This window comes from Bradyrhizobium campsiandrae, from assembly GCF_014529705.1.
GTDB lineage: Bacteria > Pseudomonadota > Alphaproteobacteria > Rhizobiales > Xanthobacteraceae > Bradyrhizobium > Bradyrhizobium campsiandrae.
This window is the reverse complement of sequence record NZ_JAANIH010000108.1, coordinates 1-18462: the sequence shown is the minus strand read 5'-3', so window position 1 is coordinate 18462 and position 18462 is coordinate 1. Positions and strand designations below refer to the sequence as shown.

General features: G+C 64.0%; 23 protein-coding genes and 1 pseudogene. 19 read left to right on the top strand and 5 right to left on the bottom strand.

From position 1 onward, the window contains the following. A partial coding sequence (locus G8O24_RS40760; protein ID WP_202988818.1) for a hypothetical protein occupies positions 1-397 on the bottom strand: 397 nt, incomplete at its 3' end. A 524-nt stretch (positions 398-921) separates the two neighbouring features. After that, complete coding sequence (locus G8O24_RS40755) at positions 922-1815, bottom strand: hypothetical protein (protein ID WP_188108133.1); 894 nt, start codon at positions 1813-1815, stop codon at positions 922-924. A gap of 308 nt (positions 1816-2123) precedes the next feature. Here G8O24_RS40755 and G8O24_RS40750 point away from each other — a divergent pair, with 308 nt between their 5' ends. The 4 genes from G8O24_RS40750 to G8O24_RS40735 all read left to right on the top strand — a co-directional run bounded on the left by G8O24_RS40750 (position 2124) and on the right by G8O24_RS40735 (position 3951). Beyond that, on the top strand, positions 2124-2741 hold the full coding sequence (locus tag G8O24_RS40750; protein WP_188108132.1) for a site-2 protease family protein: 618 nt from the start codon (positions 2124-2126) through the stop codon (positions 2739-2741). Positions 2742-2893: 152 nt separating this feature from the next. Next, positions 2894-3088 carry a tautomerase family protein gene (locus G8O24_RS40745; protein ID WP_188108131.1) on the top strand — a complete coding sequence of 65 codons (195 nt, stop codon included), beginning with the start codon at positions 2894-2896 and terminating at the stop codon, positions 3086-3088. A 76-nt stretch (positions 3089-3164) separates the two neighbouring features. Then, complete coding sequence (locus tag G8O24_RS40740) at positions 3165-3527, top strand: tautomerase family protein (protein ID WP_188108130.1); 363 nt, start codon at positions 3165-3167, stop codon at positions 3525-3527. 91 nt (positions 3528-3618) lie between these two features. Then, entirely contained in the window at positions 3619-3951 is a 333-nt protein-coding gene (locus G8O24_RS40735) for a PadR family transcriptional regulator (protein ID WP_202988817.1), read from the top strand. A 166-nt stretch (positions 3952-4117) separates the two neighbouring features. Here the strand turns inward: G8O24_RS40735 and G8O24_RS40730 are convergent, their stop codons facing one another. Then, positions 4118-4282 (bottom strand): hypothetical protein, encoded by a 165-nt coding sequence (locus G8O24_RS40730; RefSeq protein WP_188108128.1) that lies wholly within the window; start codon positions 4280-4282, stop codon positions 4118-4120. A gap of 92 nt (positions 4283-4374) precedes the next feature. On the opposite strand from G8O24_RS40730, the gene G8O24_RS40725 reads away from it, so the two are divergent. Beyond that, positions 4375-4647 carry a hypothetical protein gene (locus G8O24_RS40725; RefSeq protein WP_188108127.1) on the top strand — a complete coding sequence of 91 codons (273 nt, stop codon included), beginning with the start codon at positions 4375-4377 and terminating at the stop codon, positions 4645-4647. Between the two features lie 218 nt (positions 4648-4865). Here the strand turns inward: G8O24_RS40725 and erpA are convergent, their stop codons facing one another. After that, a complete protein-coding gene (erpA, locus tag G8O24_RS40720; RefSeq protein WP_188108126.1) occupies positions 4866-5195 on the bottom strand; it encodes an iron-sulfur cluster insertion protein ErpA in 330 nt (109 codons plus the stop codon). A 121-nt stretch (positions 5196-5316) separates the two neighbouring features. Here erpA and G8O24_RS40715 point away from each other — a divergent pair, with 121 nt between their 5' ends. The 12 genes from G8O24_RS40715 (at position 5317) to surE (ending at position 16773) form a co-directional block, all read left to right on the top strand. Then, a complete protein-coding gene (locus G8O24_RS40715; protein ID WP_188108125.1) occupies positions 5317-6525 on the top strand; it encodes a deoxyguanosinetriphosphate triphosphohydrolase in 1209 nt (402 codons plus the stop codon). Positions 6526-6534: 9 nt separating this feature from the next. After that, a complete protein-coding gene (gene argS / locus G8O24_RS40710) occupies positions 6535-8325 on the top strand; it encodes an arginine--tRNA ligase (RefSeq protein WP_188108124.1) in 1791 nt (596 codons plus the stop codon). Positions 8326-8466: 141 nt separating this feature from the next. Next, complete coding sequence (locus G8O24_RS40705; protein ID WP_188108123.1) at positions 8467-10011, top strand: SPOR domain-containing protein; 1545 nt, start codon at positions 8467-8469, stop codon at positions 10009-10011. Between the two features lie 45 nt (positions 10012-10056). Continuing rightward, a complete protein-coding gene (locus G8O24_RS46430; protein WP_244646338.1) occupies positions 10057-10494 on the top strand; it encodes a hypothetical protein in 438 nt (145 codons plus the stop codon). Then, complete coding sequence (locus G8O24_RS40695; RefSeq protein ID WP_188108122.1) at positions 10491-11330, top strand: segregation and condensation protein A; 840 nt, start codon at positions 10491-10493, stop codon at positions 11328-11330. Before G8O24_RS46430 ends, G8O24_RS40695 begins: the two co-directional genes overlap by 4 nt. Positions 11331-11351: 21 nt before the next feature. Further along, positions 11352-12104, top strand: coding sequence for an SMC-Scp complex subunit ScpB (scpB, locus tag G8O24_RS40690; RefSeq protein ID WP_188108121.1), 753 nt, complete (start codon positions 11352-11354; stop codon positions 12102-12104). Positions 12105-12269: 165 nt separating this feature from the next. Beyond that, positions 12270-12503 (top strand): twin-arginine translocase TatA/TatE family subunit, encoded by a 234-nt coding sequence (locus G8O24_RS40685; protein ID WP_027529733.1) that lies wholly within the window; start codon positions 12270-12272, stop codon positions 12501-12503. An 88-nt stretch (positions 12504-12591) separates the two neighbouring features. After that, entirely contained in the window at positions 12592-13107 is a 516-nt protein-coding gene (tatB, locus tag G8O24_RS40680) for a Sec-independent protein translocase protein TatB (RefSeq protein WP_188108120.1), read from the top strand. Beyond that, positions 13104-13916: a twin-arginine translocase subunit TatC gene (tatC, locus tag G8O24_RS40675; RefSeq protein ID WP_188108119.1), complete on the top strand. Its 813-nt coding sequence runs from the start codon at positions 13104-13106 to the stop codon at positions 13914-13916. Before tatB ends, tatC begins: the two co-directional genes overlap by 4 nt. 174 nt (positions 13917-14090) lie before the next feature. After that, the gene (gene serS, locus G8O24_RS40670; protein WP_188108118.1) at positions 14091-15422 is read left to right on the top strand and encodes a serine--tRNA ligase; all 1332 of its coding nucleotides are present in this window, start codon (positions 14091-14093) and stop codon (positions 15420-15422) included. Between the two features lie 95 nt (positions 15423-15517). Continuing rightward, a complete protein-coding gene (locus tag G8O24_RS40665; RefSeq protein ID WP_188108117.1) occupies positions 15518-15871 on the top strand; it encodes a hypothetical protein in 354 nt (117 codons plus the stop codon). 134 nt (positions 15872-16005) lie between these two features. Beyond that, complete coding sequence (gene surE / locus G8O24_RS40660; protein WP_188108116.1) at positions 16006-16773, top strand: 5'/3'-nucleotidase SurE; 768 nt, start codon at positions 16006-16008, stop codon at positions 16771-16773. Positions 16774-16776: 3 nt separating this feature from the next. On the opposite strand, the gene G8O24_RS40655 is transcribed toward surE, so the two are convergent. Then, entirely contained in the window at positions 16777-17148 is a 372-nt protein-coding gene (locus G8O24_RS40655; protein ID WP_188108115.1) for a response regulator, read from the bottom strand. Between the two features lie 241 nt (positions 17149-17389). Between G8O24_RS40655 and G8O24_RS40650 the strand changes: the two genes are divergently transcribed. Both G8O24_RS40650 and G8O24_RS40645 read left to right on the top strand, forming a co-directional pair. Then, positions 17390-18040, top strand: a complete 651-nt coding sequence (locus G8O24_RS40650) for a protein-L-isoaspartate(D-aspartate) O-methyltransferase (RefSeq protein ID WP_188108114.1) — start codon at positions 17390-17392, stop codon at positions 18038-18040. 108 nt (positions 18041-18148) lie between these two features. Beyond that, positions 18149-18462, top strand: a pseudogene (locus G8O24_RS40645) (peptidoglycan-binding LysM); the annotation flags it as partial.

Below are 18462 nucleotides of genomic sequence, written 5' to 3'. Positions count from 1 at the left end.
AGCTGAGCGTCACCGAGCTGCCGCTCAGCGTGGGTTCGGATGCTTGGGACGAGGTGCCGGGTGAAAGCGGTACCGGTACCGCAGGGATGGAGACGCTCGCCTGCGTCAGGAAGTACAGCGGCGACGAGAAGTTCGAAGCGCCTGCACTGTCGATCGCATCGACATTCCAGCGGTACGAGCCGCCGGCTGAGAGCGACGCCTGATAGCTGGTCCCAGAAACGATCTGATCGACGACGAGCTGGTTTGTGACCATATCTCTGACGGCGACTTCGTAGGACGTGGCGCCGGAGACGGCGTTCCAGCTGAGCGTCACCGAGCTGCTGCTCAGCGTCGGCTCGGATGCTTGAGACGAGGTGCCGGGTGAAAGCGGTACCGGAACGGAAGGGATGGAGGCCATGGGTATCTACCTCTCAGTGCAAAGAGCTGACGAAGCAGGGATCGACCGATAGCGGGGCGTTTGGCGCCACGCTGGGCGGACCCAGCGAGACGCTTTGTGGAAACAGGTCGCAGTTCTGCGCCGCCGGCCGGCGCCAACTGAACCAATTCAGGCTGATGTTTTCCGGGAGCAGGTCTGATGACGACGCCATGGACGGCCCCCGCCAAGAGATCGAGACCAACGACTCTTATGGAGGACGCCGCGCGGACATCAGCGGAACACTTCTGGAGCGAAGGTGCTACCGGCATTCAATCCCCGAAAGTATGGACGTAGTAGAAAAGTTCTCGATGCAATAACCGCAGAAGAGCCCACAATCAGCGCGGGAGTCAACTGCCGAGCTTCTACCGGAGTGTCGCTCGCGGATTTCGGATCGCTATTCAAATACCTTTGCCGCGGTCGTCTCACTGCCAAAACGCCAATGGGCTGCGTCACGGCTCATATGCGGTGACCATGCTGGACTGCACCCCGGCCGCAACTCTTCGTCGCTACAATTTCCCATAGACCCGCGCTGCGACCGCCTTCAGATGCTCGACCGAGCCGGACTCCGGATGCGGCTTGACCGGGGCGAACAGGATCGACGCCTGCCTGCCGTTCTTCCAGACGAAGATGTTGACGGCATTGCCGTTGCCCTTGGTGCAGGAGTGCTCGCCGAACGCTTCACGGCCGAGCTCGGGGATCGCCACATGCTGGCAGGGACCCAGACGCTTCATCATGTTGACTGCGGTCTCGCGCGAGGTCGTGATGACAGCGACGGTCATGGTGTTGGCCTCGCCATCGAACATCATGCAACTATTCGCGCCCGTCCGCTGGACCTGCAGAGTGCTCTTGTCGAGGAAGCCGTCGGCATCCGCAGGCATCAGCCATTCGCAGTCGCCGAACCGATCGCTGGTCCTGCCCATATGTCCGATGGCAACACGCGCGAGCTGGGTCACGGGTCCGAGCAGTGCCTCGTCGGAGCGCCGGGCGATCGGATAGACCGCGATCTGCAGGATGTATTCGCCTGAGAGGGCGACGATCGAGGCCTCCTGGCGCTGCGCGTTGGCGGCGGTAATCCCGCGCTGGCCGTCCTCGCCGATTCCCGCGACCGCGCTGAGCGGCATGCGCTCACCGAGCGTCCTGACGAAGGTCGCATACAGCTCCTTGGCGCGGTCCTTGTCGGGATTGCGGAACACGGTCAGCATCATCGTGTCGCCGCGCCCGGCCTGATAGATGCAGCCGCGGCCGTCCTGATTTGAAATCAGCGACCATTTGAGCGCCGGCATCGCGCCGGCGAGCTCCTGGGCGCTGATGAACGGGCAGGTCGCGGCAGCGCGCGCGGGGAGGGCGCCGATGGCAAGGAATAGAACGAGGCAACAAGACAGACGATCGAGAATTCGCATTGGACAATTGACTTCCGCTATGGGTGCCTTGGCCGGCAAAGATGGGCGCGTTCGTTTCGCCGCGCGCCATGATGCTGGAGCCTGCGGCGCGCTGCAATCGGCAAGTCTGCAACGGCTGGCGCTGTAGCGCGGCCAATGTTGAACCCATCGCGTCCTCAGAGCGTCCAAGGCGCTAGGACAAAGCTTTCTGAAACGGCGACTGAGTAGCGACCAGTCACGAACACACTGACCCGATCAATTAGCGCCGACGTCTCTTCATCTGGCCAGCTTTGATCGCGAGGAGCAAACGTTCGATGCGAGAAGCAAGGATGGCCGCGGGGCATGAGCCGCCGGACCCGCTGGGCCGATGGATCGCTCTCATCGCGCTGCTTTGTCTTGGGATCGTTCTGCTCTGCATATGGGTGCTCACGCGCGACTACTGGATTCCCGCTCTCCTCGCTTCATCCGCCATTGGGCTGGCGGCCGGTATCGCGTGCCACGAATTTGGACATATGCTGTGTGCGACGCTTCTGTCTGCGCAAGTCCAACTGGTGTCGGTCGGCATTGGCCCGGTGCTGTGGTGCGGCCGCAAAGGCGAAACCCGCTTCGAGCTGCGCGCGGTGCCCTGTGCGGGCTTCGTGCGTTGCTATCCGCCGCATATCGTCAACAGGCTTGCAAGGTTGCTCTTTCTGCTCGGCGGCGTGCTGGGCAATGTGGTGTTGATCGGGCTCGTAACCGTGATCCGTTCGGCCGTCGTCCCCGACACCGCGCACGATTACGTCAGTCCAATCGCATTCGTGCAATATTACCTCATCTTTGTGAATCTGGTGCCCTTCTGGACCACCGTGGGCGGCGTGCGGACCGGCACCGATGGCCTGCAGATTTTGCAGCTCGCGTGCGGCACGATGTCCGACACGTCCTCGCAAGGTTCGAAATTCCTGGAATGATTGAAGGGCGGCAGGTGATGAACCACCGAATGGGGAAGGCCTGAACACGAGAAGGTCGGACTCGCTGAAGATCGCGTGGGCTCGACCGCCGCCGGGGTTGACACCTAGCGTTTCGATGCCTAGTGTTACTAGGTATAACGAAAGGTTCAGCGATGCCGATCGCCAAAGTCTACGTGCCCGAAGGCACGCTCACGCCGGAGCAACGGCGCGCCATCGTCCAAGGCATTCACGAGGTCATCAACGGCGTGGAGAAGCGTCCGCCGGATGGGCAGACATACGTGCTGATCAACGAGATCCCGTCCGGCCGCTGGGGCAACGCCGGTGCCCTCTACGCGACCCGGACCTAGCCCAGCCGCTCCTGGCACGCGCGGCGGGTGACCGCCGCGGGCCTGCGACGATCACCACCAGCGCGAGGTTTGTCACATGCATCCCATCAAAGAAACTAACCACAGTCCGGAGCGATCGAAGGCCGCTGACGGATCGAACCGCAGGGATGTGCTGCTGACGGCGATCGTCGCTGCGGGAGCACTGGCCGGCGCGCCCGTTACGCAGACTGAGGCCGCCGCGACCGGAGCTTTTGGCGCACCCTTGGTGGAGTTCCACGTTCCGGCCGGTGTGCTTTCACCCGAGCAGAAGCGGGATATGATCAAGGGCGTCACTGACGTGCTCGTCGGCGCGATGGCGCTGCCCCCGGACCAGATCAAGAAACTCTGGGTTCAGATTTTCGAAACCGCCGAAGCCGGTTGGGGCGCCGGTGGCCAGGTCTTCGTGCCGCGCAGCAAATAATATCGGCAGCGGCGGACAAACGTCGCGATCCGGCCCAGCGCCTTGACTCCCGGCACCGCGATCCATAGCAATCCGAGGTATGGAAGGCGAAATGCTCAAGGGCCACCTCGATATGATTGTGCTCGCGGCACTGTCTGCGGGCCCCGCGCACGGCTACGCGGTCATCGAGGAGATCAGGCGCAGAAGCGGGGAGGCGTTCGACCTTCCGGAGGGAACGATCTATCCGGCCCTGCATCGCCTCGAACAGGCAGGCTTGCTCGCCAGTCGCTGGACGACGTCCGAATCCGGGCGTCGACGCCGGGTGTATGCACTGACCCGCAGTGGAGACCGCGCGCTCGCCGAGCGCCGCGCGCTGTGGCAGCAATTCTCCGACGCCATTGGCGGTCTGCTCGAGGGAACTCGGCCATGCAAGAAACCGGCCTGATTTCCGACTATCTCGAAGCCCTCGCGGACATGCTCCGGTTCGATCAATCCCTGGCGCGGCGCGTGCGGCAGGAAGTCGAAGACCATCTCCGGGAGGCGGTTGCTGTCGATCCCGTGGGCGACAGGCTCGAGGCAGAGCGTCGCGCGATCGCGAATTTTGGCGACGCTCACGTCGTCGCGGCCCAGTTCGCGGTCATCTCGCTTGCGCAGCAGATCAGCAGATTTGGCATCGCGATCATTGTCCTCATCGTCGGAGTCTTGGCGGCCATGAAGGTCCGCGTCGCGTGGTACGCCGTCATGCAGTGGACGACCCGCGACGATGTGAAGGCCATTGGTGAATTCGTCGGGCTCATTGACCGCTATGCATTCCTGTCTTCCGTTGTCGTCGGGATAGGGGGCCTGGGCCTATACCAGCAGCAGGCAGATGTCTGCGGTGCTCGATGCGGGATATCGAAGGCAACTTCGTCGTTCCTTCATGCTCTGCGTTGTCGCAACGACGGCGCTTGCCTTGTCGGTCCTCAGCGATGGTGTGTTAACGGCACTCCGCTTGCTCGCAACGGAATTTCACGTCGGCGCGCTGCTTCCTGTCTTCTCGATGGCGATCGAGGTCGCATGCGTCTGCGTCCTCGCGTGGCACATCCGCAGCATCACGCGGCGAGCGACGTCGCTCGCGGCTCTGAATGCTCAATTGGGCTAGCCGAAACGTCGGCGTCCGGAAGGGGCCGCTTCGGCGTTGGGCTATATCGAACCCACCGCAGATGTGTCCTGTCGAGTCCCCTTGAGGGACCTCGCGATCATCACACCTTACCCCTGTTTTGCCCGACGGGTCAACGGGAGTTCGTAAAAACAGAAATGCCCCGTGCCGTCGCCCCGGCTACTGTGCATGGGGTTGTTTTCAAGATTTTGAGTCGGGGGCTAGATCGAGAAGCTGGTGCCGCAGCCGCAGGATGCCGTCGCGTTGGGATTGTTGACGCGGAACGAGGCGCCGATCAGATCGTCGACGAAATCGACCTGCGAGCCGGCGAGGAACGGCTGGGACGCCGAATCGACCAGCACCACCGCATTCTCCTGCTCGATGACCAGGTCGTCGTCGCCGCGCGCGCGGTCGATGTCGAACTTGTACTGGAAGCCGGAGCAGCCGCCGCCCTCGACCGAGATGCGCAGCATCGCGCCTGTGCCTTCGCCCTTGAGGATCTCCCCGATCCGGCGTGCGGCGCGGTCACTGATGGTCACGGCAGTCGTCATTGTCAGTCTCCGATAGGCCCGGTCATACCAAGTTCATTTGCCCAATTCATTTGGTATCCCGCGTCCGGCATAGTTATGTGCAAGAATACGCAGAATCAAATGGATAGGGACTAAATTCGTCGTGTCCGTCGGAATGGCAGCCCCCCGCGCGCCCTATGCCTGCGACCCCGAGCGCAGCCGCGGCCGGCTGGTTGCCGAGCCGCCAAGCCGGACCCGCAGCCCGTTCCGGCGGGATTGCGACCGGGTAATCCATTCGACCGCGTTCCGCCGGCTGAAGTACAAGACCCAGGTGTTCGTGTTCCACGAGGGCGACCACTACCGGACCCGGCTGACCCATTCGCTGGAAGTCGCGCAGGTCGCCCGCGCCTTGGCCAGGCAATTGGGGCTGGACGAGGATCTCACGGAAACGCTGGCGCTGGCCCATGATCTCGGCCATCCGCCGTTCGGCCATGCCGGTGAGCGGGCGCTGGACGCCTGCCTGAAGGACTTCGGCGGCTTCGACCACAATGCCCAGGCGCTCCGCGTCGTCGCCGCGCTGGAGCATCGCTACCCCGAATTCGACGGGCTCAACCTGACCTGGGAGTCGTTGGAGGGCATCGTCAAGCACAACGGCCCGCTGACCGATCGCAGCGGCGCCCCCGTAGGCCGCTATCGCGAGCACGGCATTCCCGTCGGCATCGCCGACTACATCAAGACCTACGACCTCGAGCTCTGGAGCTTTGCTTCGCTTGAGGCCCAGGTCGCGGCGATCGCCGACGACATCGCCTACGACGCCCACGACATCGACGACGGCCTGCGCGCCGGGCTGTTTCACCTCGACGACCTCAAGGCGATGCCGCTCACCGCGGAGATCATCGCCGAGACCTCGGCGCATTACCCCGAGCTCGAAGACGTCAGGCGCGGGGCGGAGCTGGTGCGCGAGCTGATCTCGCACCTGATCGGCGCGGTGTTCGCACAGGCGCAGAAGAACATTGCCGCCGTCAAGCCGCAATCGGCCCAGGACGTGCGCCAGCAGAGCCGGGCGCTGATCGCGTTCCCCGCCGACATCGCCGAGGAGGAGGCCGCCATCAAGCGTTTCCTCTACGGGCACATGTACCGCCACACCAGGGTGATGCGGGTGATGGCGGAGGCGGAACAGATCCTGTTCGACCTGTTCGCGAAATATTTGGCATCCCCGGCCGATTTGCCGCCGGAATGGCTGGTGGGAGCGGAGGGGGACGACGAGGGCGACCGGGCCCGCCGGATCGGCAATTTCATTGCCGGAATGACCGACCGTTTCGCCCTGACCGAGCACCAGCGGCTCTTTGACTCGACCCCGGATTTGCGTTAGGCGGCGGCCATGCCCGACACATCCTCAAGCCCGCATCTGTTCGCCGACGTGCTCGCACGCGTGCACGCCGCCTGCCGCGCGCTCGCGGCGGACGCCAAATGGCCCGAGGGCATCGATTTTGCGCGCGTGGTGGTCGAGCCGCCACGCGATGCCTCCCATGGCGACATGGCGACCAACGCCGCCATGGTGCTTGCGAAAGAGGCAAAGGCCAAGCCCCGCGACCTCGCCGAGCAGATCGCCGAACGGCTCCGCAGCGATCCGCTGATCGCCAAGGTCGATGTTGCCGGTCCCGGCTTCATCAATCTGACGCTGCAGCCGGTCGCCTGGGCCGAGGCGCTGCGGACGGTGCTGCGCGAGGGTGCTGACTATGGCCGCGTCCGCGGCGGCTCCAAGGTCAATGTCGAATATGTCTCGGCCAACCCGACCGGGCCGATGCATGTCGGCCATTGCCGCGGCGCCGTGTTCGGCGATGCGCTGGCGAGCCTGCTCCAGTTCAGCGGCTACGACGTCACCCGCGAATATTACATCAACGATGCCGGCGCCCAGGTCGACGTGCTCGCGCGCTCCGCATTCCTGCGCTACCGCGAGGCGCTCGGCGAGGACATCGGCGCGATCCCGGAAGGCCTCTATCCAGGCGACTATCTGAAGCCGGTCGGGCAGGCGCTCGCGAAAGAGCACGGCGACAAGCTCCTTTCGAAGAGCGAGGCCGAGTGGCTGCCGACGGTGCGTGCCAAGGCGATCGCGATGATGATGGACGAGATCAAGGACGATCTTGCCGCCCTCAACATCCGCCACGACGTGTTCTTCTCGGAGCGCTCGCTGATCGAGACCGGCAACAACAAGGTTGCCGAGACCATCGATTTCCTCAGGGCCAAGGGCGACATCTATGAAGGCCGCCTGCCGCCGCCGAAGGGCGCGCCGGTTGAGGACTGGGAAGACCGCGAGCAGCTGCTGTTCAAGGCGACGGCCTATGGCGACGACGTCGATCGTCCGCTGATCAAGTCGGACAATTCCTACACCTACTTCGCCTCCGACATCGCCTACCACAAGAACAAGTTCGACCGTGGTTTTGCGGAGATGATCGACGTCTGGGGCGCCGATCACGGCGGCTACATCAAGCGCATGCAGGCCGCGGTGAAGGCGACGACGTCAGGCAAGGGATCGCTCGACGTCAAGATCGTCCAGCTCGTGAAGTTGCTGCGCAACGGTGAGCCGGTGAAAATGTCCAAGCGGAGCGGGGACTTCGTCACCTTGCGTGAGGTGGTGGATGAAGTCGGCCAGGACGCCGTCCGCTTCATGATGCTCTACCGCAAGAACGACGCGGTGCTGGATTTCGACCTTGCCAAGGTCATGGAACAGTCGCGCGACAACCCGGTGTTCTACGTTCAGTACGGCCATGCCCGCGGCCACTCGATCTTCCGCAACGCCCGGGCAGAGGTGTTCCCGGACCTGCCGGAGGATGCCGAGAAGCGGATTGCCTGGCTGAGTGAGTCGGCCGTGGAACGGCTGTCGGACCCGGTCGAGCTCGATCTTCTTAAGCGCCTCGCAATTTATCCGCGCATGCTGGAAGCTGCCGCCGCGGCCCATGAGCCGCACCGTATTGCCTTTTATCTCTATGACTTAGCGAGCGAATTTCACGCACTTTGGACGAAAGGGCGCGATTTGCCCTATTTACGCTTCATTATCAATAATGATGCAGATCTTACAAAGGCGCGGCTGGCCATGGTCCAGGGCGTCGTCTCTGTCCTGGCATCGGGCCTCGCCATCCTCGGCGTCCATGCCCCGGACGAGATGCGGTAGTTTGGGGCGAACTACTTAAGGGGAATATTTGGGGGTACCGGCAGAAGCCGGATCGCTTAGACTTGGTTGAAAGCCTTGTGGGTCGAAAGCTGCGCCTTGGTCGAGGGGCGCGCAGCTTTCCCGAAGGGACGCATCATCACGATGGCCGATCGATATCACGACAGACCGTTTCCCTCCGATGACTATGGTCGCGGCGCCGACCAGCATGGGAGGGCCGACAGCGATCCCTTGGCTGAACTCGCCCGCCTGATCGGGCAGACCGATCCGTTCGCGGTGCAGGGCCGGCAGAACGCGCGGCCGGCCCCAGCACCTGCGCAGAGCTATCAGGACGACGATTATTCGCAAGGCGACGACCACCAGGACTACGCCGAGCCGGCCGTGCCGCCTCCGCCAGGTCCGCCGTCATGGATGCGACGCGCCAACGTGCAACCGCAGCCGGCGCCCGAGCCTGACTATTCCGTTGCCGTGAATCCGGTCCATCCGCTGCACCGCTATGCGGCCCCGCCGGCCGCGCCCGAGCCGCAATTTCACCAGCCGCAGGCCCACCAGCATCAGGCCTACCAGAACCAAGCCTACCAGGATCAAGCCTACTCGGATCAGGCCTATCAGCAGGAGCAGGCCTACGAGGCGCCGTACGAGCAGCCCGATCCGGCGCGCTATGATGATGCGCTCTACGGTCGTCTCGAGTCGGGCGAGCAGGATTTTCAGCGCGAGCCGGCCTATCCGGATGATCCCTACGCGTTCCAGAGCGACTATCCCGAGGCCGATCTAGACGAACCCAGGAAGTCGCGCGGCGGCATGATGACGGTCGCGGCGATCCTCGCGCTGGCTGTGGTCGGAACTGGAGCGGCCTTCGCTTACAAGACCTATATCGGCGTGCCCCGCAGCGGCGAGCCGCCGATCATCAAGGCCGACAACACGCCGACCAAGATCGTGCCGGCGCCGTCGGACTCCTCCGCCAAGGTGCCGGACCGCATGGTGAGCGGCGACGGCAGCGAGAAGATCGTGCCGCGCGAGGAGGCGCCCGTCGACGTCAACGCCAAGGCGGCAGGTCCCCGCGTGGTGTTTCCGGCGCTGAACCAGAATGCCAACCCGCCATCGGTTGCGAGCGTGTCACCGAACAGCGTGCCGCCGCCGAGCGCCGGTCCGATTCCGAGCAACGGGACCATGCCGAGCGCGGCGCCGCGCTCGGTCAAGGTCGTGGTTGTGAAGGGCGATCAAACCGACAGCGCCGCACCGCAGGCCGCACCGCAGGCTGGCGCCAAGCCAGCCGCCTCTCCGAAGCCGGCTGCAGCGCCAGCTGCGCAGCGCACGCCGCCGACCGCGGCCAATGCCAGTCTCAACCAGCCGCTCTCGCTGGCGCCGGCTGAGCCGCCGCAGCGCATGGCCGCGACCAATCCGACCCAGATTGCGCCCGCGAGCAGTGGCGGCGGCTACATCGTGCAGGTCTCCTCGCAGCAGAGCGAAGACAGCGCGGCGGCGTCCTACCGCGTGCTTCAGAGCAAATATGGCAGCGTTCTCGGCTCCCGCTCGCCGGTCATCAAGCGGGTCGATCTGACCGACAAGGGCAAGGGGATCGTCTACCGTGCCTTCGCCGGTCCCTATGGTTCGGCCGAGGAAGCGACGCAGGCGTGCAACAATCTGAAGTCCGCCGGCCTGTCCGCCTGCTTCGTCCAGAGGAATTAGCGGCCGTTTCCTTGACCCCCTGGCGGGCCAGGGTTAATCGGCCCTATGAGCACGCGGGCCTTCATTACCGGTGTATCCGGAACGGAACTGACCGCCGCTGAGCGCGCGTCTGTCCGTGTAGAATCCCCATGGGACTTCATTCCCTTCAGGCTTAGGTTCGAGATCACGGCCGAAGCCACGGTCTCTACAGGGGAATTGACATCTCTGCGGCGGATCGCGGCGAAGCCTGCGGTGCTCAGCATTCCCGTGGATGGCGCCGCCAGGCCGCTCCATCCCGTGACGACTTCTGCGACAATGATTGCTCAGGTGATTCGCAGCGCAATCGGGTTCCAGGGTTTGTTAATGAGTCATGACGTGCCGATGAAGGCGCTCGCGGGCGGCACCGGCGAGAGAGTTCTCGCGATATTCGCGGCCGGCACGCCGCTTCACAGTAATGACAATGCGGAGCTGGACGCATTGACCGGAAACACGGCATCCGCATGACCGCAGAAATCCTATCGTTTGAAACCGGCCGGCCCGCAGAGCTCGCCGAGGGCGAGCCGGCATTGGTGGTCGATGTCGAGGGTTACGAGGGCCCGCTCGATCTGCTGCTTGCGCTGGCGCGGCAGCAGAAGGTCGATCTCGCCAAGATTTCGATCCTGGCGCTGGCCGACCAGTACCTTCACTTCATTGAAGCTGCCCGCAAGATCCGCCTGGAGCTTGCCGCCGACTATCTCGTGATGGCGGCGTGGCTCGCTTTCCTGAAGTCGCGCCTGCTGCTGCCGGAGCCGCCGAGCGCGGAGGGGCCGAGCGCCGAGGAAATGGCAACCGCGCTCGCCAACCGGTTGCGGCGGCTGGAAGCCATTCGCGAGGCCGCCAACCGCCTGATGAACCGGGCGCAATTGCTGCGCGACGTTTTCCCGCGTGGCGAGCCCGAGCAGATCGCCGAGATCAGGCATCCGAAATATACCGCGACGCTGTACGACCTGCTCACCGCCTATGCCTCGCAGCGCCAGTCGCGGGTGCTGGCGAGCGTGCATCTGGCCAAGCGCACGGTGTGGTCGCTCGCCGAGGCGCGCGCCACGTTGGAACGGCTGGTCGGCAGCATCAGCGAACAGGACGATTGGGGCGTGCTCGACGACTTCCTGATCCGTCACGTCGCCGATCCGACGCAGCGCGCAACGGTGTTTGCCTCGAGCTTCGCCGCCGCACTCGAGCTCGTGCGTGAAGGTCAGCTCGAGCTGAACCAGAAACAGGCGTTTGCGCCCATCTATTTCCGGAAGGGGCGCGGAAAACCGATCGTGGACGCAGCTTCTGCGCCCGATGCGCCGGTCGGTTAAGTGCAAGAAGGAGAATCTGCCATGGCAAGCCTGGCTGAAGTGCGGGTAGAAGAGGCCGAGCCGATGGACAACGAGCCCCAGGCACGTCCCGAAGAATTGCGGCTGCTGGAAGCGCTGCTGTTCGCCTCGAGTGAACCGCTGGATACCGCGACGCTGGCCAAGCGCATGCCCGAGGGGGTGGATGTGAAAGCCGCGCTCGAGCAGCTCCAGGCCGATTATGCCTCGCGCGGGGTGAACCTCGTCCGGGTCGCCAACAAATGGACGTTCCGCACGGCCGGCGATCTGTCCTGGCTGATGACCCGCGAAAGCCACGAGACCCGCCGTCTGTCGCGTGCGGCGATCGAGGTGCTGGCGATCATCGCCTATCACCAGCCGGTGACGCGTGCCGAGATCGAAGAGATTCGCGGCGTGGTCACCTCGAAAGGCACCCTCGACGTGCTCCTGGAGACCGGCTGGATCAAGCCCCGCGGCCGCCGCAAGACGCCCGGCCGTCCGCTGACCTTCGGAACCACCGAGGACTTCCTGTCCCAGTTTACCCTGGAACAGCTCGGCGATCTGCCGGGTCTGGAAGAGCTGAAGGGCACGGGCCTGTTGGATTCGCGGCTGCCGACTGGCTTCAGCGTGCCGACCCCCTCGGACGACCCGGCGCTGCGTGAGGATGAGGATCCGCTGGAACCGGGCGAGGAGCTCGATCTGGCGCTGGCGCCTGCGGTCGAGCCCGAGACCCCGCCGGAAGGCGGCAATGAGGGCGGCGAGGGCGCCGGGGAGGAATAATTCCCCGGCCTTCTACGGGGCCATGCGACCAGTTAACACTAGCAAGATTACGTAGTGCCAACAGCGAATTGGCACTGCCATGGTCCTTGTTTTTGGGCTTTGCGAAGCCTACGTTCCGGTCAAGATCGGCCGGGTCCCGGCCACGCGCGTTTGGAGGGTTGCAGGATGGGTTCACTTAGCATTTGGCACTGGATCCTGGTGATCGCGGTGGTCCTGCTGCTGTTTGGCCGCGGCAAGATTTCGGATCTGATGGGCGACGTGGCGCAGGGCATCAAGGCCTTCAAGAAGGGCATGCAGGACGACGACAAGCCCGCCGAGAAGCAAGAGCCCTCGAAGTCCATCGAGCACAATGCGGCGCCGACGGCGGCGCGATCCGACGTCGGCAGCAAGGCCGTCTGAGCCAGGAGCACGCGAAACGCGGGAAACGGCCCCGATCCTGCGCGTGAAGGATTGGGCCGATCGTGGCTTTGCGTGAACGGAAGACGTCATGTTCGACATCGGCTGGAGTGAGCTGGTTCTGATCGGGGTCGTGGCCCTGGTCGCCATTGGCCCGAAAGAGCTGCCGGGCGTGCTGCGCATGGTCGGCCAGTGGATGGGCAAGGCCCGCAAGATGGCCGCCGAATTCCAGGGCCAATTCCAGGAGGCCATGCGCGAGGCCGAGATGGCCGACCTCAAGAAGAGCTTTGACGAGGTCAAGGAGGCCGCCTCCGGCTTCACCGGCGGCGGCCTGATGACCTCGCTTCAGAAGGACGTCAGCGACGCGCTCCGCGTCGATGCACTCGACAAGCCGGCCGAGACGCCTGTGACTGCCGCCGTCGAACCGCCGGCAAGCCCGACCACGCCCGAAGCCCCAACGCCTGAAACCTTCGTGGAAGCGGAAGCGCATTCCGCTGTGAATGAGCCGCTCGCCATCACCCGTGAGGTGGAGCAGACACCGGTTGCGCAAGAGACCGTTGCGCAAGACACCGTGCCGGAAGCGATCAAGGACGCCAAAGCGTCATGAGCGACGCCGATATCGAGGCCAGCAAAGCCCCGCTGATGGACCATCTGATCGAGCTGCGCTCGCGGCTGATCAAGGCGCTGCTCGCCTTTGGCTTGGCATTCATCTTCTGCTTCTTCTTCGCCAAGCAGATCTACAACGTGCTGGTCTGGCCATTCGTGTGGGTTGCGGGGCCTGAGAATTCCAAGTTCATCTACACGGCGCTGCTGGAATATTTCATCACGCAGCTCAAGCTCGCGCTGTTCGGTGCCGGCTTCATCTCGTTCCCGCTCGTGGCCACGCAGATCTACAAGTTCGTAGCGCCCGGCCTCTACAAGCACGAGAAGCAGGCCTTCCTGCCGTATCTGGTTGCGACCCCGTTCTTCTTCGTGCTCGGCGCCGCGCTGGTCTATTTCGTCGTGTTTCCGATGCTGATCCGCTTCTCGCTCGGCATGCAGCAGGCCGGCGGTGAGGAGACCGCGCAGATCCAGCTGCTGCCGAAGGTCGGCGAATATTTGTCGCTGATGATGTCGCTGATTTTCGCCTTCGGCATCGCCTTCCAGCTTCCGGTGATCCTGACGCTGCTCGGGCGGATCGGCATCATCACCTCGAAGATGCTGCGCGAGAAGCGCCGCTATTTCATCGTTCTGGCATTCATCATCGCGGCCGTGCTGACGCCGCCCGATATCCTCAGCCAGTGCTCGCTGGCCATTCCCTTGCTCGCGCTCTACGAGGGCTCGATCATTGCGGTGGCGATGGTGGAGAAGAAGGCGGCGGCTTCGTCGCAGGCGGGCGGCACGGACGTGTCGACGCCGGCCAATCCGGCCGAGTAGGGTTGGCGAAACCCTCCAATACGCCGCAGCTTATCGAGGAATTACCGCCGTCTCTGGAATACTGGATCGCCCGCTTTCGCGGGCGATGACAGCTGTGCTAGGGGAAAGTGCGCGCCAATGTAAATTGACAACATTCGACGTTGCAGGTTGACGCGTTGATTCAGGACCTCCGCCATGCACGACATCAAATCGATCCGCGACAATCCGCAAGCCTTCGACGCCGGTCTCGCCCGGCGAGGTCTGAAGCCGTTGTCGGCGTCGCTGCTCGCTATCGACGAGAAGCGGCGAGCGGCGATCCTGGCTTCAGAACAGGCGCAGGCGCGGCGCAATGCGGCGTCCAAGGAAATCGGCGACGCCAAGAAGGCGAAGGACGAGGCGCGTGCGGCCAAGCTCATGGCCGAAGTCGCCGAGCTCAAGACCACGATGCCCGAGCTCGAAGCCGCTGCGAAGGCAGCCGACGAGGAGCTGACCCGAGAGCTGTCGGCGATCCCGAACATTCCGTTCGACGAAGTGCCCGACGGCGTCGACGAGCACGGCAATGTGCAGCATCACGTGTTCGGTGCCAGGCGCAATTACGGCTTTGCACCGAAGCTGCATGACGACCTCGGCACCGCGCTCGGCTACATGGATTTCGAGGCGGCGGCAAAACTCTCCGGCGCACGCTTCGTCGTGCTGAAGAAGGGGCTCGCGCGCCTCGAGCGTGCAATCGGCCAGTTCATGCTCGATCTGCACACGACCGAGCACGGCTACACCGAGATCAATCCGCCGCTCTTGGTGCGTAACGAAGTGATGTTCGGCACCGGGCAATTGCCGAAATTCGAGGACGATCAGTTCTGGGCCATCAAGGGCGAGCTGCTGGCATCGCCCGACCACGAGCGGCTGAAGACCGAGCGCCTCGGTCTGATCCCGACAGCGGAAGTCTCGCTCACCAACCTCGCGCGTGAATCCATCCTCGACGAGAAGCAGCTGCCGATGCGGCTGACCGCGCTGACGCCGTGCTTCCGCGCCGAGGCAGGTGCTGCGGGACGCGACACGCGCGGCATGATCCGCCAGCATCAGTTCACCAAGGTCGAGCTGGTCTCGATCACGACGCCCGAGACCAGCAAGGACGAGCTGGAGCGGATGCTGTCCTGCGCCGAGCAGGTGCTGCAGAAGCTCGACCTGCACTATCGCGTAATGACGCTCTGCGCAGGGGACATGGGATTCTCGTCGCAAAAAACCTATGACATCGAAGTGTGGATGCCCGGGCAGGGCGACGGCGGCATGTTCCGCGAGATCTCGAGCTGCTCGGTATGCGGCGATTTCCAGGCGCGGCGCATGGATGCGCGCTCGCGCGGTCCTGACGGCAAGCCGCGCTTCGTGCACACGCTGAACGGCTCCGGCACCGCGGTCGGCCGCGCGCTGATTGCAGTGATGGAGACCTATCAGCAGGAGGACGGCTCGATCGCGGTGCCCAGCGTGCTTCAACCCTATATGGGCGGCTTGAAGGTGGTCGGGCGCGAATAAGTCGCGTTGCCCGACGGAACCAAAGAAACGTTTGGTTGCGAACCGCGTGCGGCCGGCTATCCTGCCGCCCGTCCGCGAACGCCAACCTGACGTCCATGGCTCTGCACCGTGATATCTTCTGGATCGGCCGACAATGGGCGGTGACGGGTGCCGGCATCCAGGCCATCGACCAGCGCTTGCGCGGCGTGTTGGATATCGACATCGCGCGGCTCTGGGACAATGATCTCGTGCAGAACCGGCGTGCCAAGCCCGGTGTGAATGCCGCCGACTTCGACAGGGCGCTGGCCGTGGCTCGTGAACGCTTTCCAGGGGCGGACCCGATTGTTGCGCAACTGGAAGCGCTGGGCGTGATCGAGGCTCCCGTCGAGAGTCCGATCGTGCCGGCGATGAAGCTGCGGGCCGAGGGGCGGCTCGCCCGCTTCCTGCCGCAATGGCGCGTCCGCCGCTAGCGCGGAACAAAGGGTGATTGCTGCGTCGCCGAAGGCGTCGGAACGCAGATGAGGTCTGTTGGCGGCCGGTTTGCCTCGCCGGCCCCGGCCGGATAAGACGGCTCGGACCGGCTTTTCAGGAAACGACCTTTCGCATGCGCATTCTCTGCACCAATGACGACGGTATCCACGCTCCCGGCCTCAAGGTCGTGGAGGAGATCGCACGCGCGCTGTCCGACGACGTCTGGGTGGTGGCGCCCGAATTGGATCAGTCCGGCGTATCGCATTCGCTGTCGCTGAACGATCCCTTGCGCCTGCGCGAGGTCGGGCCGCGGCACTTTGCGGTGCGCGGCACGCCGACCGACTGCGTCATCATGGGCGCGCGCCATATTCTCGGCGCACAGCTGCCCGACGTCGTGCTCTCCGGCGTCAACAAGGGCCGCAACGTTGCCGAAGACGTGGTCTATTCCGGCACCATCGCCGGCGCGCTCGAAGGGACCATCCTTGGCCTGCCGTCATTCGCGCTGTCGCAGGAATTCAGCGTCGAGACGCGTGAGCGGCCGCCGTGGGACACCGCGCGCAAATTCGGTCCCGACATCTTGCGCAAGGTGATCAAGGCCGGCATCCCGAAGGACACCGTCATCAACGTCAACTTCCCCTCCTGCGCGCCGGAGGACGTGCTCGGCATTCGCGTCACGCGGCAAGGCAAGCGCAATCTCGGATTCCTGCGGATCGACGAGCGCAGGGACGGGCGCAACAATCCCTATTTCTGGATCGGCTTCGAGCGCGCGGCGATGATGGACACGCCGGCCGAAGGCACCGATCTTGCGGCATTGCGCGAACGCTACGTCTCGGTCACGCCGCTGCGGCTCGACCGCACCAATGAAGCGTTCTCGGAGGAGCTGAGCGCAACGTTGAGCTAGAATCTAGTCGCCGCGGAGCGCGGCCTCGATGGTCTTGCTGAGCGCATCGAGCTGGAACGGCTTCTGCAGCGCGGGCCGATCACGGTATTGCTCGGGCAGGCCCGATGAGCCGTACCCGGTCGCGAAGATGAAGGGGCAACCCTTGGCCTTGATGACGTCGGCGACCGGCGAGATGACCTTGCCGTTGACGTTGACGTCGAGGATGGCGATGTCGAACTCGGTCGCCTGGGCCAGCCGCATCGCCTCGGTAATGTCGCCCGCTTCGGCTGCGACCTTGTAGCCCAGCTCTTCAAGCATATCCGCGACCATCATTCGGATCATCACCTCGTCCTCGACGAGGAATACAGAGCGGCCGGAAAGCCCTGTCGCGGTCATTGTCGTTGAGTCCTTGCCCATTCCCGAAAACGTTCGCAGATAACACCTATCGACGCAATGCGCGTTTCGGCCGACTGGCACTTGAAAATAGTCGTGGCAGCCCTGCCGCTGCCTGCCGATTTGTAGCCAAATGCCAAGTCCAAAAGGTTATCATGGGTTCCTGAGCAGGAACAAGATTCTGGCTCCGGGCATTGGCGACGAAGCCATCGACCCGGGCCCGCACGAGACGACACAAGCAGCGATGATCTCCAATCAGCCCCCGCCGGAAAAGATGATGTTTCAGCTCACGCTGAGGCGTCGCGGCATTAGCGATCAGGCCGTGTTACGGACCATGGAGGAGGTGCCGCGCGAGCTGTTCGTCGAGGCCGCCGATCGCGATGGCGCCTATCGCGACAGTGCGCTGCCGATCGCCTGCGGGCAGACCATCAGCCAGCCCTTCGTCGTCGCCTACATGACCGAGCAGCTTCAACTCCAGAAGCAGCACCGCGTGCTCGAGATCGGCACGGGCTCCGGTTATCAGGCCGCCGTGCTGTCGCGGCTGGCCCGCGAGGTGCTGACGGTCGAGCGTTACCGCAAGCTGGCGGATACCGCACGCGCCAGGCTTGAAAAACTGAACTGTCACAATGTCGAGGTGATGCTCGGCGACGGCCTGAACTTGCCTGGTAACATCGGCCCGTTCGATCGCATCATCGTGACCGCCGCAGTGGAGCAGGTCCCGGAGAACCTCGTCGAGCGGCTCGAGATCGGCGGCATCCTGATCGCGCCGGTCGGCCCGCATCAGGGCGTGCAGACACTCACCCGCCTCATCAGGACCGAAGCCGGGATCGAACGCAAGGAACTCGTCGAGGTCCGTTTCGTGCCGGCGCTCCCGGGCGTGGCGCGGGAGCTGTAGAATTCCGGATTGGCTGCGCATCCAACATCTTATTGGAGGGTTAAGCCGTTATTTACTCAGTGCGTGTTTACTTAAAAGACCAGTTCTGTTGCGTACGAGTGAGTAACCATGTCTGTTGTCGCCGAGTTGCTTTACTCGCGCCGCGTACCGCAGGTCGCGGTCCTGGCGCTGATCTCCTTCAGTTTCGCAGGGTGCAGTGCCGACATGTCGTCGCGGCTGTCCCAGTCGAACTTCTCAAATCCCTTCTCCTCTGAGCAGACCGGTTCGGTGCAGCAGGCTCCGCCTCAGCAGCGTGAGCTGCCGCAATATGCGCGGCCGCAGACCCAGCCCGGCTATTACCAGTCCCAGGCCTTGCCGCCGCCGGCGGTCGCCGCGCCCCAGTCCTATCCCGTTGCCGCCGGTGGGGGCGTCTCGGGAGGGGG

Excerpts from the sequence above, each read along its gene's own strand:
- G8O24_RS40685 (WP_027529733.1), top strand. The coding sequence starts at position 12,270 with ATGGGTTCACTTAGCATTTGGCACTGGATCCTGGTGATCGCGGTGGTC.
- G8O24_RS40745 (WP_188108131.1), top strand. The coding sequence starts at position 2,894 with ATGCCGATCGCCAAAGTCTACGTGCCCGAAGGCACGCTCACGCCGGAG.
- scpB (WP_188108121.1), top strand. The coding sequence starts at position 11,352 with ATGGCAAGCCTGGCTGAAGTGCGGGTAGAAGAGGCCGAGCCGATGGAC.
- argS (WP_188108124.1), top strand. The coding sequence starts at position 6,535 with ATGCCCGACACATCCTCAAGCCCGCATCTGTTCGCCGACGTGCTCGCA.
- G8O24_RS40725 (WP_188108127.1), top strand. The coding sequence starts at position 4,375 with ATGTCTGCGGTGCTCGATGCGGGATATCGAAGGCAACTTCGTCGTTCC.
- G8O24_RS40705 (WP_188108123.1), top strand. The coding sequence starts at position 8,467 with ATGGCCGATCGATATCACGACAGACCGTTTCCCTCCGATGACTATGGT.
- serS (WP_188108118.1), top strand. The coding sequence starts at position 14,091 with ATGCACGACATCAAATCGATCCGCGACAATCCGCAAGCCTTCGACGCC.
- G8O24_RS40695 (WP_188108122.1), top strand. The coding sequence starts at position 10,491 with ATGACCGCAGAAATCCTATCGTTTGAAACCGGCCGGCCCGCAGAGCTC.
- G8O24_RS40650 (WP_188108114.1), top strand. The coding sequence starts at position 17,390 with ATGATCTCCAATCAGCCCCCGCCGGAAAAGATGATGTTTCAGCTCACG.
- G8O24_RS40665 (WP_188108117.1), top strand. The coding sequence starts at position 15,518 with ATGGCTCTGCACCGTGATATCTTCTGGATCGGCCGACAATGGGCGGTG.
- surE (WP_188108116.1), top strand. The coding sequence starts at position 16,006 with ATGCGCATTCTCTGCACCAATGACGACGGTATCCACGCTCCCGGCCTC.
- G8O24_RS40755 (WP_188108133.1), bottom strand. The coding sequence starts at position 1,815 with ATGCGAATTCTCGATCGTCTGTCTTGTTGCCTCGTTCTATTCCTTGCC.
- G8O24_RS46430 (WP_244646338.1), top strand. The coding sequence starts at position 10,057 with ATGAGCACGCGGGCCTTCATTACCGGTGTATCCGGAACGGAACTGACC.
- erpA (WP_188108126.1), bottom strand. The coding sequence starts at position 5,195 with ATGACGACTGCCGTGACCATCAGTGACCGCGCCGCACGCCGGATCGGG.
- G8O24_RS40730 (WP_188108128.1), bottom strand. The coding sequence starts at position 4,282 with ATGGCCTTCACATCGTCGCGGGTCGTCCACTGCATGACGGCGTACCAC.
- tatC (WP_188108119.1), top strand. The coding sequence starts at position 13,104 with ATGAGCGACGCCGATATCGAGGCCAGCAAAGCCCCGCTGATGGACCAT.
- G8O24_RS40655 (WP_188108115.1), bottom strand. The coding sequence starts at position 17,148 with ATGACCGCGACAGGGCTTTCCGGCCGCTCTGTATTCCTCGTCGAGGAC.
- G8O24_RS40740 (WP_188108130.1), top strand. The coding sequence starts at position 3,165 with ATGCATCCCATCAAAGAAACTAACCACAGTCCGGAGCGATCGAAGGCC.
- G8O24_RS40750 (WP_188108132.1), top strand. The coding sequence starts at position 2,124 with ATGGCCGCGGGGCATGAGCCGCCGGACCCGCTGGGCCGATGGATCGCT.
- G8O24_RS40735 (WP_202988817.1), top strand. The coding sequence starts at position 3,619 with ATGCTCAAGGGCCACCTCGATATGATTGTGCTCGCGGCACTGTCTGCG.
- tatB (WP_188108120.1), top strand. The coding sequence starts at position 12,592 with ATGTTCGACATCGGCTGGAGTGAGCTGGTTCTGATCGGGGTCGTGGCC.